Below are 15,018 nucleotides of genomic sequence, written 5' to 3'. Positions count from 1 at the left end.
ACCGGGCGGCGTCGCGAGCCGGACGGCCGCGGGCGCGCGCCCCGGAGGGCCCGGAGGCGGCGAGAGTCCGCACACGCCAACCGGGCGCCCGCCCATGGCGGAGCGCCCGGTGTGCGGAACGGCTACGGCAGCCGGAAGAGCGCCCACACGATCTTGCCGTGCGAGGAGCCGGCCAGCGGGTGCCAGCCCCAGCTGTCGCTGAAGGAGTCCACCAGATACAGCCCGCGACCGGACTCCGCGGCGGAGTCCGCCTCGCCGGCGACCGGTGAGTCGTCGCTCGGGTCCCGTACGGCGCAGATCAGCCGGGAGGACCAGCGCATCAGATGCAGCCGGGCGGGCGGGGTGGTGTCGTGCTGCTCCGGGGCGGCGAGGATCGCATGCCGCAGGGCGTTGGTGACGAGTTCGGAGACCACCAGCGCGACCGAGTCGAAGAGCTCGTCGAGATCCCAGCCCTGCAGCGTCTCGCGGGTGAACGCCCGTGCGCTGCGCACCGATTCATAGCGCGGCGGGAGCGTGCGGGACGCGGATCCGGAGACGGCCAGGGGGTCGACGGGAGGAAAGCCCTGCCATAACGGCTCGAGCATGGTCAAAACCTTGGTCCCCATGCGAGGCACTCCTGGCGTTCGCGGACGTCATGACCCTGGCCGGGCAGCCGGATCTGGCGGATCTGGCGGATCTTTCACGAGCGTGCATGCGTGCGACGCCCATGGTTCCCAATGTCCGAGACAGATGCAAGGGCAGATGCACGTGCACGTGCCGTGATTGCGGGGGCACGCACCGGTTCGTTGGGAATTCTTCCGGCTGATTTGTGTGGAGGGCTTGCGGGGGCCTCACACATCCGTAACCGGATGAGCACTCAACGAAGCCCGAACGTGGCAGACTTGCGGCCCTCTGTTGGACGGGGTGGGGTCACAGGAGGGTCTGAGAGGTGTCCGCAAGTGAGTCGAGCGGGTCGGTGGTGCGGCGGATCCTGCTCGGGTCGCAGCTCCGTCGGCTGCGTGAGTCGCGTGGGATAACCCGCGAGGCGGCCGGCTACTCGATCCGTGCGTCCGAATCGAAGATCAGCCGCATGGAGTTGGGCCGCGTGAGCTTCAAGGCACGGGATGTGGAGGATCTGCTCACCCTGTACGGGGTCGGCGACGCGCAGGAGCGTGAGGCGCTGCTGTCCCTGGCCCGGGAAGCGAATGTGGCGGGCTGGTGGCACAGTTACAGCGATGTGCTGCCCGGCTGGTTCCAGACGTATGTCGGTCTGGAAGGAGCCACTTCGTTGCTCCGGGTCTACGAAGTCCAGTTCGTGCACGGGCTGTTGCAGACCGAGAACTACGCCCAGGCGGTCGTCAGACGCGGCATGCCGGACGCCGGTCCGGCAGAGATAGAGCGCCGGGTCGCGCTGCGCATGGAGCGGCAGAAGCTGCTGGTGGCCGAGCGGTCGGCGCAGTTCCACTGCGTGCTGGACGAGGCCGCGCTGCGGCGCCCGTACGGCGAACGCGCGGTGATGCGCGAGCAGGTGAAGCATCTGATCGAGGTGTCCGAGCGTCCCAATGTGCGGCTGCAGGTGATGCCCTTCAGTCTTGGCGGGCACGCGGGCGAGAGCGGCGCGTTCACCATGCTCGGCTTCCAGGAGTCGGGCCTGCCGGACGTGGTGTATCTGGAGCAGCTGACGAGCGCGCTCTACGTGGACAAGCCCGAAGAGGTGGCGCAGTACGGGCGGGTGATGGACCGCCTCCAGGAAGAGGGGCCGAATCCGGCCGAGACCAGGGACCTGCTGCGCGGGCTGCTCCAACTTATGTGACGCGTCGGTAGGATGGCGTGCCATCAGGAGTCAGCACACCCCCCATACGGCGCCCTGAGCGCCCTGTTCTCCAGATCGGGATGGCATGTCCTACTTCGACGAGTTGGCGTATCAGTTCATCGACGGTGAGTGGCGCTCGGGAAGCGGCTCATGGGACATCGTCGACTTCAATCCCTATAACGGCGAGAAGCTGACCTCCATACCCGTGGCCACGGTCGAGGAGATCGACCAGGCCTACCGTGCGGCCGAGCGCGCCCAGAAGGCGTGGGGCGCCACCAACCCCTACAGCCGGCGGCTCGTCTTCGAGCGTGCGCTGCGGATCATCGACGACCGTGAGGCGGAGCTGGCCGCGGCGATCGCCGCCGAGGTCGGCGGCACCCTCGCCAAGGTGGGCTTCGAGCTCCATCTGGCCAGGGAGTTCCTGCGCGAGGCGATCCAGCTGGCGCTGCGTGCCGAGGGCCGCATCCTCCCCTCGCCGATCGACGGCAAGGAGAACCGCCTCTACCGGCTCCCGGTCGGTGTCGTCGGCGTCATCAGTCCCTTCAACTTCCCCTTCCTGCTGTCGATCAAGTCCGTCGCGCCGGCCCTCGCGCTCGGCAACGCCGTCGTCCTCAAGCCGCACCAGAACACCCCGGTCTGCGGCGGCGGTCTGGTCGCCAGGATCTTCGAGGAGGCCGGGCTGCCGGCGGGCGTGCTCAATGTCGTCGTCACCGATATCGCCGAGATCGGCGATGCGCTCATCGAGCACCCGGTGCCCAAGACCATCTCCTTCACCGGCTCCGAGAAGGTCGGCCGGCATGTCGCGACGGTCGCCGCCGCGCACTTCAAGCACTCCGTGCTGGAACTGGGCGGCAACAGCGCCCTGGTCGTCCTCGACGACGCCGATGTGGACTACGCGGTCGACGCCGCGGTCTTCAGCCGCTTCGTCCACCAGGGCCAGGTCTGCATGGCCGCCAACCGGGTGCTCGTGGACCGCGCCGTGGAGCGGGAGTTCACCGAGAAGTTCGTGGCCAAGGTCCGGTCGCTGAAGGTGGGCGACCCCACCGACCCGCAGACCCATATCGGCCCGCTGATCAACGAGGGCCAGGCCGAGGCCGTCAGCTCGCTGGTGGACCGCGCCGTCGCCGACGGCGCCTCGGCGCTCGTCCACGGCGAGACCCGGGGCACGCTGGTCGGCCCGAGCGTGCTGAGCGGGCTGGCGGCGGACTCCCCACTGCTCCAGCAGGAGATCTTCGGTCCCGTCGTGCTGCTGGTGCCGTTCGACGGTGACGAGGAGGCGGTGCGCCTCACCAACGCGACGCCGTACGGGCTCAGCGGCGCCGTGCACACCGGTGACATCGAGCGCGGGGTGCAGTTCGCCAAGCGGATCGAGACCGGGATGTTCCACGTCAACGACGCCACGGTGCACGACGAGCCGATCGTGCCCTTCGGCGGCGCGAAGAGCTCCGGTGTCGGGCGGCTGAACGGCGACGCGATGGTGGAGGCCTTCACCACGACCAAGTGGATCTCCATCCAGCACGGGCGGTCGCAGTTCCCGTTCTGAGCGGAGCACCCCGCGGCGAGCGGCTGCGGATTGCGGACAGAAGCTGACCGCAAGGGCTCCTAACGTGAGTGACGTCGAAAGGCGGACGGCGAAACGGCCGGCCGCCGAGGGATGTCACGAAAGGCGGAGCCCATGCCCACATTCGTACCTGCCGAGGCACACGGCGACGAGGCCGGCGCGCTGCTGGCCTTCCTGGAGGCCCAGCGCGGCGGGCTGCGGCGGGCGGTCCTGGGGCTGACCGAGGACCGGGCGAACGAGCGGCCGAGCGCCAGTGAGCTGTCGCTGGCCGGGCTGGTCAAGCATGTTGCGCAGACCGAGCAGAGCTGGGTGGAGAGGGCGCAGGAGCTGCCGCACTCCATCGAGCGGACCCAGGACACCTGGCACTTGAGCTTCCAGCTCGAAGACGGCGAGACGCTGGCCGGCATGCTGACGTTCTGGGACGGCGTCGCGCGGCGCACCGAGGAGTTCCTCCGCTCCCTGCCGAGCCTGGACGAGACCTTCCCGCTGCCCGAGAAGCCGTGGTTCCCGCCGCAGGCCCGGCAGTCGATGCGCTGGCTGATGCTGCACCTGATCGAGGAGACGGCCCGGCACGCCGGTCACGCCGACATCCTCCGCGAGTCCCTGGACGGGAAGACGGCCTTTGTGCTGGTCGACGAGGAGCGGGCGGCGCAGCAGGGGTAGCCCGGCGCCCTGCCGGGGCCCTCTAGGCTGACGGCAGGGGCGCGAGGATAGAGGAGACGATGTCGGCGATCCGGCTGCTGGTACTGGGCGCCGTGCGGCAGCACGGCCGGGCGCACGGCTATCAGGTGCGGGGCGACCTGGAGTACTGGGGCGCCCACGAGTGGTCGCACGCCAAGCCGGGCTCGATCTACCACGCGCTCAAGCAGATGGCCCGGCAAGGGCTGCTGCTGGCCCATGACATCGCGCCCAGCACCGCCGGCGGCCCGCCGCGTACCGAGTACGAGCTGACCGCGGCGGGCGAGGCGGAGTACTTCTCCCTGCTGCGCACCGCGCTCTCCCGGCACGACCAGAAGGTCGACATGCTCAGCGCGGGCATCGGCTTCGTCGTCGATCTGCCGCGGGACGAGGCGGTGGCGCTGCTCAGGGAGCGGGTGCGGGCGCTGGAGGAGTGGCGGAGCACGGTCACCGAGTACTACACGCCCGAGGGAGGGCCGGGGCAGCTCGGCCACATCGGCGAGATCATGCAGATGTGGGTGCACTCCTCGGACAGCGGCGCCGAGTGGACCCGCGGGCTGATCGAGCGGATCGAGGGCGGGGCGTACGTCTTCGCCGGTGAAGGGGAGCCGTTCGTCGGCGTATTGGCGGACGGGGAGGAGAACCCGTACGCGAAGAAGGACGCGGCGCCGGACGAGGGCCGTGACGGGCGTCCGGACGAGGTCGGGGACGAGAGCGAGGGCGGCGCCGCCCCCGCGCACTGAGCTCAGTGGTGGAACGCCGTGGCCACGTTCTCCGGGCGCTGCATCGGGCCCGACTGCTCCCGGAGTTCGGTCAGCAGCTGCTCCAGGTCCGCGAGGAACAGATCGGCGAGGTCCATGGAGAAGCCGTTGCGGCAGACCACCCGCAGGACGGACAGGTCCTCGCGGTTCGGGGGGAAGGTGTAGGCGGGCAGCAGCCAGCCGCGTTCCCGCATCCGCCGGGACACGTCGAAGACGTCGAACGCGGTGACGTGGTCCGCGGTGGTGAAGGCGAAGACCGGCAGCTGGTCGCCCCGGGTGAGCAGTCTGAAGTCGCCCAGCGCGCCGATCCGTTCGGCCATCGAGCCGGCCACGTCGCGGGTCGCCTGCTGTACGGCACGGTAGCCCGCCCGGCCGAGCCGCAGAAAGGTGTAGTACTGCGCAGCGACCTGGGCGCCCGGCCGGGAGAAGTTGAGGGCGAAGGTCGGCATGTCGCCGCCCAGGTAGTTGACGCGGAAGACCAGCTCCTCGGGCAGCGCCTGCGAATCGCGCCACAGCGCCCAGCCGACGCCCGGGTAGACCAGGCCGTACTTGTGCCCCGAGGTGTTGATGGAGGCGACCCGCGGCAGCCGGAAGTCCCACATCAGCTCCGGGTCGAGGAAGGGCGCGATCATGGCGCCGGACGCGCCGTCCACATGGACCGGGATGTCCCAGCCCCGCTTCTCCTGGACCTCGTCGAGCGCCGCGCAGATGTCGGCCACCGGCTCGTACGACCCGTCGAAGGTCGAGCCGAGGATCGCCACGACGCCGATGGTGTTCTCGTCGCACAGCTCGGCGGCCGAGGCCGCGTCCAGATGGAAGCGGTCGCCCTCCATCGGGACGGTGCGGGCCTCGACCTCCCAGAAGTTGCAGAACTTCTCCCAGCAGACCTGGACGTTGGCGCCCATGATCAGGTTGGGCCGGGCGCTGCCCGGATAACGGTCCTGGTTGCGCTGCATCCAGCGCCGTTTGAAGGCCATCCCGGCGAGCATGCAGGCCTCGCTCGACCCGGTGGTGGAGCAGCCCATGGCGGACGAGGGGTCGGGCGCGTGCCACAGGTCGGCGAGCATCGCCACGCACCGCTTCTCCAGTTCGGCGGTGCGCGGGTACTCGTCCTTGTCGATCATGTTCTTGTCCCGGCACTCCGCCATCAGGACGGCGGCCTGCGGCTCCATCCAGGTCGTGACGAACGTCGCCAGGTTCAGCCGGGAGTTGCCGTCCAGCATCAGCTCGTCGTGCACGAACTGATAGGCGTTGTGCGGGGCGAGCGGGCCGTCGGGCAGGGTGTGCTGCGGGGGTGCGGTCTCCATTCCGGCGATCGGGTCGGCCTCGCCGTAGAAGGGGTTGACCGGGTTCCCGGTCTGCTTGCGGTCGGATGCCGATGCGCCTTTGTGCAGAGTCATGTTGTCGCCACTACCCGTCAACTGGCCGGTGAGAGGCCGTGTTTGATGGCCTTGGTGAACTTCACGACGCGCTCCGCCTGGATGCGGGCGGCGGTGCGGGCGTCGTCGTCGAGCGGAGTGTCCGGGCCGCCGACGTGCGAGGTGCCGTAGGGATTGCCGTCGGAGTACTTCGCCGGGTCGGTGTAGCCCGGCGTCACGAGGATGCCGCCGAAGTGGTGGATGGTGTGGTACAGCGCGAGCAGGGTGGATTCCTGGCCGCCGTGCTTGGTGGCGCTCGCGGTGAAGCCGCTGTAGACCTTGTCGGCCAGTCTGCCCTGCTGCCAGAGGCCGCCCAGGGTGTCGATGTACTGCTTGAGCTGCGAGGTCACATTGCCGAAGCGGGTGGGGGAGCCGAAGATCACCGCGTCCGCCCAGAGCATGTCCTCGTGGGCGGCCTCCATGATGTCGGCGGTGGCGGCGGCGTTCGCCGCCCAGGCCGGGTTGGCGTCGATCGCGGTCTGCGGGGCGAGTTCCGCGGTCCGGCGCAGGCGTACGTCGGCCCCGGCGTGCTCGGCCGCATCCGCGATCCGGCGGGCGAGCTCGGCGACGGTGCCGGTCGAGGAGTAGTAGATGACGGCGACCTTGACGTCGTGCACGGGCATGGACGTACCTCCTGGAACCCGACAATAAGGGCATAGGGGGTACGTGGCCTCCAGGGTTCACCCAGTGGAAGCGGGAGCGGGCGGGTGGCCGCCCCGAAGGACCGCCGCCCGCCCGCTCCCGCGTCGTACGCGCCGCCCCGGCGCCGGCTCAGCCCGCGCTCGCCAGCGACAGCTTCGCCGCGAAACCGAGGAACGCCGCCCCGGCGCCCGCCGACAGCCCGGCCGTCAGCCGCTTGCGGCGGCGGAAGGTCGCCGCCAGGAACGTCCCGCTGAAGATGAGGACCGACAGATAGGTGAAGCTGAACAGCTGCGCCCAGGCGCCGAGCGCCAGGAACGACAGCGCCGGGTGGGCGTACGACGGGTCCACGAACTGCACGAAGAAGGAGATGAAGAACAAGATCGCCTTCGGGTTGAGCAGACTGACCACCAGCGCCCTGCGGTACGGCCGCTCGACGGCCTCCTTCGGCGCCTGCGACGCCTCGCCGGGCTCGGACCGCCGCGCCTCCCGGCCGCGCCACAGCGCCCAGGCGCCGCGCAGCATCCCGACCGCCAGCCACGTCAGATAGCCCGCGCCGGCGAACTTGACCACGGCGAACAGCACCGGGCTGGTCTGCAGCAGCGAGGCCACCCCGCCCGCCGACAGCGTCATCAGCACGGTGTCGCCGCACAGCACCCCGGCCGCCGCCCGGTACGCCACCCGCGGGCCGCGCCGGGCCGCCACCGACACGACGTACAGCGAATTCGGGCCCGGCAGCAGAATGATCAGCGCCAGCCCCACCAGATACGTGGACAGATCCGTTATCCCCAGCATGGGCGGCAGGATCTCACCCGCGGTCCGCCGCCTCATCGGATTTCAGCATCCGGACGCTGCCCCGGCCGTCCGGCCACCGCCCGTCCCGCCACCGCCCGTCCGGCCCCCGGCCCGTACGGTCCCGGACCGGACGCGCCACCAGCTCGTACGGTCCGGGCCCGGCGCGCGCTCAGCTCAGCGGAGCGAGTACCACTGCCGTCCCGTAGGCACACACCTCGGTGCCCACGTCCGCGGCCTCCGTGACATCGAAGCGGAACATCAGCACCGCATTCGCACCCCGCGAGCGGGCCTGCTCCACCAGCCGCTCCATCGCCTGGTTACGGGTCTCGACGAGGGTCTTGGTCAGGCCCCGCAGCTCGCCGCCGATCATCGACTTCAGGCCCGCGCCGATCTGGCTGCCGAGGTGCCGGGAGCGCACCGTCAGGCCGAAGACCTCGCCGATCACCCGTTCCACGTGAAACCCCGGGACGTCGTTGGTCGTCACCACCAGGACGTCGGACTGGGCGTGCTGCCCGCCGCCGTACTCCTCGATGCCCATGCCGCACACCTCCTTGTGGCCAGCATCACCCGGCCCCGGGGGCTCGGCCAGCGGTCGGGGGCCGTCGGGTGGGGGCGCAGGCGCCCGCCTGGAACCACGGCGGGCCGTCCGGCGTTGATAGCTTTGGGCCGCACACGCGCCTCCACCCCGTCGCTTCGCTCGTCGCACCGCACGATCCGGCGCCCTCGACCCAGGAGCCTTCACCCCGTGAATACTCTCGCGCTCGGCCCCCAGTGGCTGGACCCGGACTACCTGATCGCGACATTCGGCCTGATCGGCGTCCTGGTCATCGTCTTCGCGGAGTCCGGCCTGCTGATCGGCTTCTTCCTGCCGGGTGACGCGCTGCTGTTCACCACGGGCCTGCTGGTGACGACGAACAAGCTGGACCAGCCGCTGGCGCTGGTGTGCTTCCTGATTGTGCTGGCGGCCGTCATCGGCGACCAGGTGGGCTATCTCTTCGGCCGCAAGGTCGGCCCCTCGCTCTTCAAGCGTCCCGACTCCCGCCTCTTCAAGCAGGAGAACGTCGAGAAGGCGCACGACTTCTTCGAGAAGTACGGCCCCAAGTCGCTGATCCTGGCCCGCTTCGTGCCGATCGTGCGGACCTTCACGCCGATCATCGCCGGTGTGAGCCGGATGAACTACCGCTCCTTCCTCACCTTCAACATCGTCGGTGGCGTCCTGTGGGGCGCCGGTGTCACGCTGCTCGGCGCCCTGCTGGGCAACGTCGCCTTCGTCCACAAGCACATCGAGCTGATCCTGATCGCGATCGTGCTGGTGTCCGTGGTGCCGATCGCCATCGAGTTCCTCCGGGCACGCGGCAAGGCGAAGAAGGAAGCCAACGAGGCCCCCGCGCCGGGCGCGCCGGGCGCCACCCAGAGCGCCACCCCCGCGGAGCCCTCGCGCCGCGGCCGGCACGCCAAGCGCTGACCCCGCGCCCGGACCCGCCGCCGGGCTCCCTGCCGCGCTTCCGACCCTGCCCCCACCGGGCCCCCGTCCCGCAGCCTCCGCCCGCCTCCCGTACAGCCGTCCCCCGGGAGTGCTCCCACCAGGCCCGGGGCAGGCGTGAGCGATGAGTTCCCGAAAGCGGCACGACGGCGCAGCCGAAAACGTCCGCCCCAAGGAAGCGCAGCGCACGGCCATCAGGCATCGTGTCCTTGACACCTGTCAGGAGGCGTACGAGGAGCGGAGATCCGTGGCGTCGGACCCACAACGCGGCCAGCGAGGTACCAGCGGCAGCAGCGGTGCCCCGGACCCGAGCGGTACCCCCGAGGACCGCAAGCCCGCGTCGGACGAGGCGCACAGCGCCTTCACCCCTCCGCTGGGCGTGCCGTACCCGCCGGCCCCCGAGGAAGAGCACCCCACCTCCGAGTTCGCGCTGCCCGCGGGTCTGCGCCCGGAGACCCCGGCCGAGCAGGAGGGCTCGGCGTTCACGCCGCCCAGCGGCGCCACCGGCCAGCACCCGATGCCCGTCGGCGCCACCGCCATGGGCGCCGCCTTCACCCCGCCGCACGGCATACCGGTCGTCCGCCTCACCAAGGAGGCGCCCTGGCAGGACCGGATGCGCACGATGCTGCGGATGCCGGTGGGGGAGCGGCCGGTCCCCGAGCGCCTGGAGCGCGGCGACGAGGACACCGGCCCGGCCGTACCCCGCGTCCTCGACCTAACGCTGCGTATCGGCGAGATCCTGCTGGCCGGCGGTGAGGGCGCGGAGGACGTCGAAGCCGCGATGTTCGGTGTGGCGCACGCCTACGGGCTGGAGCGGGTCGAGCCGACCGTCACCTTCACCCTGCTGTCGATCTCGTACCAGCCGTCGCTGGTCGACGACCCGGTGACGGCCAGCCGCACGGTCCGGCGCCGTGGCGTCGACTACAACCGGCTGTCCGCCGTCTTCCGGCTCGTCGACGACATCACCTCCGAGGGCATCACCCTCGAAGAGGCCTACCGCGGCCTCGCCGAGATCCGCCGTAATCGCCACCCCTACCCGAGCTGGGCCCTGACGGTGGCCTCCGGGCTGCTGTCCGGTGCGGCATCCATGCTGGTCGGCGGCAATATGCTGGTGTTCGTCGCGGCCGCGGTGGGCTCGATGCTCGGTGACCGGCTGGCCTGGCTCGCGTCCGGGCGGGGGCTGCCGGAGTTCTACCAGTTCGTGGTCGCCGCGATGCCGCCCGCCGCCGTGGGCGTCGCCTTCGGTCTGGCGCACGCCAGCGTCCAGGCGTCCGCGGTCATCACCGGTGGACTGTTCGCGCTGATCCCGGGGCGGGCGCTGGTCGCCGGTGTGCACGACGGGCTGACCGGCTACTACATCACCGCCGCCGCCCGTCTGCTGGAGGTCGGCTATCTCATCGTCGGCATCGTCGTCGGCGTGCTCAGCGTGCTCTACATCGGTCTGCAGCTCAATCCCGATCTGCGGCGGCTCAACCCGGAGCAGGCGCTGCAGCAGTACAACGAGCCGCTGGTTCAGATCGTCGCGGCCATGCTGCTGGCGCTGGCCTTCTGCGTGCTGCTCCAACAGGAACGCAACACGGTGGCGTTCGCGACGCTGAACGGCGGGGTCGCCTGGGTCGTCTACGGCACCCTCGTCTACCGCGCCGAGATCAACGTGGTGCCCGCCACCGCCATTGCCGCCGGACTGGTCGGTCTCTTCGGGCAGTTGCTCTCCCGCTACCGCTATGCGTCCGCACTGCCGTACGTCACGGCGGCCATCGGCCCGCTGCTGCCCGGTAGTGCCACGTACTTCGGCCTGCTCAACTTCGCCCAGGGGCATCTGTCGCAGGGGCTGCCGTCCCTGGTGCAGGCCGCCTCGCTGGCGCTCGCCATCGCCGTCGGCGTGAACCTCGGTGCCGAAGTCGCCCGGCTCTTCCTGCGCGCGCCCGGTGTCGAGGAGGCCGCCGGCGGCCGCCGCGCCGCCAAGCGCACCCGCGGCTTCTAGGGCGGCAGCCGGCGCGCACCTGACACGGATAACGCAGGCCAGGGGGTTCTCCGTGGTCAGCGCTTCGGCGGTGCGGCCTTGTCGCGCGAGCGTGCGGAAAGACAAGTAACGCGGTGGACGGAGAATCTTTGGCGTGTTTCAAGTCTGCCGCTGAGGGTCCGTCCCCTGGGCAGCCCCATGGTGGGGCCCACTCGGTCGGTGCGGAGGTCGGCCGCCGGCTTCGTAAGAGAGTAATCGTAGCCAGCCCCGGAGGAACGGGCCAAGTAAACAACAAAGCAATTAACTTACGCCGGTCGCGTACGGCTGCTACTTGTCCAAGGGAGGTGCGACATCGAATCAACTAACTCGTAACTTGATATAGGGCGTCGTGCTAGCTTCGAACACCTTGACGACGGATCCTCATCAGGCAGGCCTTGCCGCGCGCACGAAGCGACCGTCGTCAATACGGGGGGAGCACTCTTGGCGAGTCATGCGCACCACGCGAGCCTGAGAGGTGGGACCGGAAACGGCACCGGGTCGGTCGCGAGTGTCTTCAGACAGCACACCACGTTGCTGGTCACAGGCGTACTGCTGGGTTTGTTCGGGGTAGCTGCCTCGCTCGCCCAGCCCTGGGCCATCGGCGAACTGATCAAGACGGCGGGCCAAGGCGGCTCGCTGGCCCAACCCATTGCGCAGCTGGTCGGGCTCTTCTGCGCGGGCGCCCTTTTCTCCTCGCTGCAGGCCTACATTATCGGCCGGGCCGGGGAGAATATCGTCTTCGATGTCCGTGACATCTTGACCGGACGACTTCTGCGCGCCGACCTCACCGCATTCGGTAAACAGTCCCAAGGCGATATTTTCACCCGCACGGTCACCGATACCTCATTGGTGAAAATCGCCCTCTCGCAGAGCCTTGCTCAGTTGATTATCAGCGGCGCCACGGTCATCGGTGGCGTCGTGCTGATGTTCCTCATCGATCTGTGGCTGATGGTCATCACCATCAGCTGCCTCGGCGTCGCCAGCATCATCTCCATCGCGCTCGCCCGCAAGCTGCGCAAGGTGGCCCTGGAAAACCGGGATGACACCGGCGAATTCGCCAGCGACATCCAGCGGGTGCTCTCCGCGCTCCCCACGGTCAAGGCGTCCCGTGCCGAGCCCCGGGAGGCCGCCCGCATCGGCAAGCTGGCCGACAAGGCGCGGCGTTCGGGCATCCGGGTCAACGCCTACAACGCCCTGCTGATGCCGTCCATGAACGTCGGCACGCAGGGCGCGCTGGCCGTCGTCGTGGGTGTCGGCATGTCCTGGGTGGCCCGCGGCGAGATGAACATGGCCACCCTGACCTCGTTCATCATGTATCTGTTCCAACTGGTCTCGCCGCTGGTGATGTTCTTCATGGGCGTGGGCCAGTTCGTCCAGGGGCGAGCGGCCATCCAGCGGGTCGACGAGCTCGCCCGGATGCCCCAGGAAGGCAACGAGCGGGCGGACGCACGGCCCCCCATGCCGTTCGGGCCGCTGGCCCGGCAACGGCCGGCGGTCGAGTTCCACGATGTGCGGTTCTCCTACCGGCGCGGGAAGCAGGAGGAGCTGACGCAGGTCCTCAAGGGAGTCTCGTTCACGGTGCCGGCGCGCGGGCTGACCGCGGTGGTCGGGCCGTCCGGCGCGGGCAAGACCACCATGTTCCAGCTGATCGAGCGCTTCTACGCGGCGGACGGCGGCCGCGTGCAGCTCAGCGGGCAGAACATCGAGTCGCTGCCGCTCGACACGGTCCGCGGGCTGGTCGGCTACGTCCAGCAGGACAGCGCCGCCATGCGCGGCACCGTCCGGGAAAACCTGATCTACGCCAATCCACACGCCACGGAGTACGACATCCAGGAGGCGGTGGAGATGGCCGGCCTCAGCTCGGTGGTCGCCAATCTCCCGCGCGGGCTCGACACCGAACTCGGCGACCAGGGCAGCGGGTTGTCCGGCGGCCAGCGCCAGCGCCTGTGCATCGCCCGCACGCTGTTGCAGAAGCCCGCGGTCATGCTGCTGGACGAGGCCACCTCCAACCTGGACTCCGACTCGGAGCGGGACTTCCGCGACGTGCTGCGCCGGGTCTCCCGGCAGTGCGCCGTCATCGCCATCGCCCACCGGATCTCCACGGTGGTCGACGCCGAGAAGATCGTGGTGCTGGAGGGCGGCCGGGTCCGGGCCACCGGCGTGCACCGGGACCTGATGGAGCACGACGAGCTCTACCGGCGGCTGGCGGGCTCGCAACTGCACGCCGGGCCCGGCTACACCGCCCCGGCGGCGTCCGCCCCGGTCCCCATGGAACCGTGGTCACCGCCGCCCGCCATCGCGATCGGCTGGCCCGCGTATGCCGGCCTGACCGACCAGACGGTCCGCCTGCGGCCCATCAGGAGTGAGGAGCAGTGGTGAGCGCCGACGTCGCCATCGTGGGCACCGGCCCCAACGGCCTCGCGGCCGGCGTGGTCCTGGCCCGGGCCGGCCTGCGGGTGGAGCTCTACGAGGGGGCCGACACCATCGGCGGCGGGCTGCGCACGGCCCCCCTCTTCGACAGCGGTGTGCTGCACGACATCTGCGCCGCCGTCCACCCCATGGCTGCCGCCTCTCCGTTCTTCCGGGCGTTCGACCTGGCGGCCCGCGGGGTCGAACTCCTGCATCCCGAGATCAGCTACGCCCATCCCCTGGACGGCGGCCGCGCGGCCCTGGCCCACCGCTCCCTGGCGGCGACCTGCGCGCACCTTGGCCCCGACGGCCCGCGCTGGCGGCGCCTGATGAGCCCGCTGCTGGAGCACAGCGAAGGCGTCGTCGACCTGCTTCTTTCCGGCCAGCGCGGACTGCCGCGGGACCCGGCGGCCGCCCTGCGGATGGCGAGGCGGGTGGCGGTGCACGGCAGCGGGCTCGGCGCGGCACGCTTCCAGGGCGAGGAGGCGTCCGCCCTGCTCACCGGCGTCGCCGCGCACGCGGTCGGCAGGCTGCCGAGCCTGGCGTCCGGCGCGGTGGCCATGCTGCTCGGCCACCTCGCGCACGGGTCGGGCTGGCCCCTGCCGCGGGGCGGCAGCGTCCGTATCGCCGAGGCGATGGCGCAGGACATCACCGCGCACGGCGGCGTCTTCCACACCGGGCACACCGTGCAGAACCTGGCGGAACTACAGGGCGCACGGGCGGTGTTGCTCGACACCAGCCCCAAGGGCTTCCTGTCCCTCGCGGGCGAGGGGCTGCCGCGTTCCTACGCGCGCGCCCTGGAGCGCTTCCGGTACGGTCCGGGCGCCGCCAAGGTCGACTTCCTGGTCTCGGAGCCGATTCCCTGGTCCGATCCCGCCGTGGGCCGCGCCGGAACGGTGCATCTGGGCGGCACCCATGCCGAGATGGTCCGGCAGGAGACCGCGAACGCCCGGGGAATACGGACCCGGGAGCCCTTCGTCCTCCTCGTGGACCCGGCGGTGACCGATCCGGGCCGCGCGCTGCCCGGGAAGCGCCCCGTGTGGGCGTACGCGCACGTGCCGAACGGGGATCCCACCGACCCCTACGAGCTGGTGCGCGCCCGCATCGAGCGGTACGCCCCGGGCTTCGGGGACACGATCATCGCCCACCGCTCCGTGCCGGCCGCACACTACGAGACCTATAACCCCAACTACGTGGGCGGGGACATCGGTTCCGGCGCCATGACGCTGTATCAGAGCATCGCGCGGCCCGCCCCCCGCATCGACCCCTACCGCACGCCGCTGCCCGGAGTGTTCCTGTGCTCCGCGGCCACCCCTCCGGGGCCCAGCGTGCACGGCATGTCCGGCTATATGGCCGCTCTCTCCGCGCTTCGACATTGCTTCGGTATACGCCATTTGCCCAACCTGGCGCCCACCCCTGAGCCATTCAAATCCGGCCGTACCCGCTAATGCCGCCTGTGTAATTCTGATGCACCGTCAAC

At 70.3% G+C, this 15,018-nt stretch carries 13 protein-coding genes; 8 read left to right on the top strand and 5 right to left on the bottom strand.

The window, feature by feature from the left end:
* Nucleotides 1-122 precede the first annotated feature (122 nt).
* A complete protein-coding gene (locus CPH93_RS14960) occupies nt 123-605 on the bottom strand; it encodes an ATP-binding protein (protein ID WP_096213131.1) in 483 nt (160 codons plus the stop codon).
* Nucleotides 606-928: 323 nt separating this feature from the next.
* Between CPH93_RS14960 and CPH93_RS14955 the strand changes: the two genes are divergently transcribed.
* The 4 genes from CPH93_RS14955 to CPH93_RS14940 all read left to right on the top strand — a co-directional run bounded on the left by CPH93_RS14955 (nt 929) and on the right by CPH93_RS14940 (nt 4,774).
* Nucleotides 929-1,792 carry a helix-turn-helix domain-containing protein gene (locus CPH93_RS14955; protein ID WP_093484450.1) on the top strand — a complete coding sequence of 288 codons (864 nt, stop codon included), beginning with the start codon at nt 929-931 and terminating at the stop codon, nt 1,790-1,792.
* Nucleotides 1,793-1,877: 85 nt separating this feature from the next.
* Nucleotides 1,878-3,335 carry an aldehyde dehydrogenase family protein gene (locus tag CPH93_RS14950; protein WP_096213130.1) on the top strand — a complete coding sequence of 486 codons (1,458 nt, stop codon included), beginning with the start codon at nt 1,878-1,880 and terminating at the stop codon, nt 3,333-3,335.
* 132 nt (nt 3,336-3,467) lie between these two features.
* Nucleotides 3,468-4,016 (top strand): DinB family protein, encoded by a 549-nt coding sequence (locus CPH93_RS14945; protein WP_096213129.1) that lies wholly within the window; start codon nt 3,468-3,470, stop codon nt 4,014-4,016.
* 59 nt (nt 4,017-4,075) lie between these two features.
* Nucleotides 4,076-4,774: a PadR family transcriptional regulator gene (locus CPH93_RS14940; RefSeq protein ID WP_096213128.1), complete on the top strand. Its 699-nt coding sequence runs from the start codon at nt 4,076-4,078 to the stop codon at nt 4,772-4,774.
* A 2-nt stretch (nt 4,775-4,776) separates the two neighbouring features.
* On the opposite strand, the gene CPH93_RS14935 is transcribed toward CPH93_RS14940, so the two are convergent.
* The 4 genes from CPH93_RS14935 to CPH93_RS14920 all read right to left on the bottom strand — a co-directional run bounded on the left by CPH93_RS14935 (nt 4,777) and on the right by CPH93_RS14920 (nt 8,182).
* On the bottom strand, nt 4,777-6,192 hold the full coding sequence (locus CPH93_RS14935; RefSeq protein ID WP_096213127.1) for a glutamate decarboxylase: 1,416 nt from the start codon (nt 6,190-6,192) through the stop codon (nt 4,777-4,779).
* 17 nt (nt 6,193-6,209) lie between these two features.
* Nucleotides 6,210-6,833, bottom strand: a complete 624-nt coding sequence (wrbA, locus tag CPH93_RS14930) for an NAD(P)H:quinone oxidoreductase (RefSeq protein ID WP_093484455.1) — start codon at nt 6,831-6,833, stop codon at nt 6,210-6,212.
* 148 nt (nt 6,834-6,981) lie between these two features.
* Nucleotides 6,982-7,644 carry a leucine efflux protein LeuE gene (gene leuE, locus CPH93_RS14925; RefSeq protein WP_096215446.1) on the bottom strand — a complete coding sequence of 221 codons (663 nt, stop codon included), beginning with the start codon at nt 7,642-7,644 and terminating at the stop codon, nt 6,982-6,984.
* 169 nt (nt 7,645-7,813) lie between these two features.
* Nucleotides 7,814-8,182 carry a YbjQ family protein gene (locus CPH93_RS14920; RefSeq protein WP_006604058.1) on the bottom strand — a complete coding sequence of 123 codons (369 nt, stop codon included), beginning with the start codon at nt 8,180-8,182 and terminating at the stop codon, nt 7,814-7,816.
* A 207-nt stretch (nt 8,183-8,389) separates the two neighbouring features.
* Between CPH93_RS14920 and CPH93_RS14915 the strand changes: the two genes are divergently transcribed.
* The 4 genes from CPH93_RS14915 (at nt 8,390) to CPH93_RS14900 (ending at nt 14,986) form a co-directional block, all read left to right on the top strand.
* A complete protein-coding gene (locus CPH93_RS14915; RefSeq protein WP_096213126.1) occupies nt 8,390-9,109 on the top strand; it encodes a DedA family protein in 720 nt (239 codons plus the stop codon).
* 265 nt (nt 9,110-9,374) lie between these two features.
* Nucleotides 9,375-11,111: a threonine/serine ThrE exporter family protein gene (locus tag CPH93_RS14910; protein WP_093484457.1), complete on the top strand. Its 1,737-nt coding sequence runs from the start codon at nt 9,375-9,377 to the stop codon at nt 11,109-11,111.
* A 459-nt stretch (nt 11,112-11,570) separates the two neighbouring features.
* A complete protein-coding gene (locus CPH93_RS14905) occupies nt 11,571-13,508 on the top strand; it encodes an ABC transporter ATP-binding protein (RefSeq protein WP_269460157.1) in 1,938 nt (645 codons plus the stop codon).
* Entirely contained in the window at nt 13,505-14,986 is a 1,482-nt protein-coding gene (locus CPH93_RS14900; protein WP_096215444.1) for a phytoene desaturase family protein, read from the top strand. The genes CPH93_RS14905 and CPH93_RS14900 overlap by 4 nt, the downstream gene beginning before the upstream one ends.
* Nucleotides 14,987-15,018 lie beyond the last annotated feature (32 nt).

The organism is Streptomyces sp. 2323.1, from assembly GCF_900221035.1.
GTDB classification, from domain to species: domain Bacteria; phylum Actinomycetota; class Actinomycetes; order Streptomycetales; family Streptomycetaceae; genus Streptomyces; species Streptomyces sioyaensis.
Note: the sequence above shows the minus strand (reverse complement) of the source record. Positions and strands in the feature narration are given on the sequence as shown.

Bases quoted from the DNA above. Each gene is read 5' to 3' on its own strand.
- CPH93_RS14960 (WP_096213131.1), bottom strand. From the start codon at position 605: ATGGGGACCAAGGTTTTGACCATGCTCGAGCCGTTATGGCAGGGCTTT.
- CPH93_RS14950 (WP_096213130.1), top strand. From the start codon at position 1,878: ATGTCCTACTTCGACGAGTTGGCGTATCAGTTCATCGACGGTGAGTGG.
- CPH93_RS14945 (WP_096213129.1), top strand. From the start codon at position 3,468: ATGCCCACATTCGTACCTGCCGAGGCACACGGCGACGAGGCCGGCGCG.
- CPH93_RS14940 (WP_096213128.1), top strand. From the start codon at position 4,076: ATGTCGGCGATCCGGCTGCTGGTACTGGGCGCCGTGCGGCAGCACGGC.
- CPH93_RS14935 (WP_096213127.1), bottom strand. From the start codon at position 6,192: ATGACTCTGCACAAAGGCGCATCGGCATCCGACCGCAAGCAGACCGGG.
- wrbA (WP_093484455.1), bottom strand. From the start codon at position 6,833: ATGCCCGTGCACGACGTCAAGGTCGCCGTCATCTACTACTCCTCGACC.
- leuE (WP_096215446.1), bottom strand. From the start codon at position 7,644: ATGCTGGGGATAACGGATCTGTCCACGTATCTGGTGGGGCTGGCGCTG.
- CPH93_RS14920 (WP_006604058.1), bottom strand. From the start codon at position 8,182: ATGGGCATCGAGGAGTACGGCGGCGGGCAGCACGCCCAGTCCGACGTC.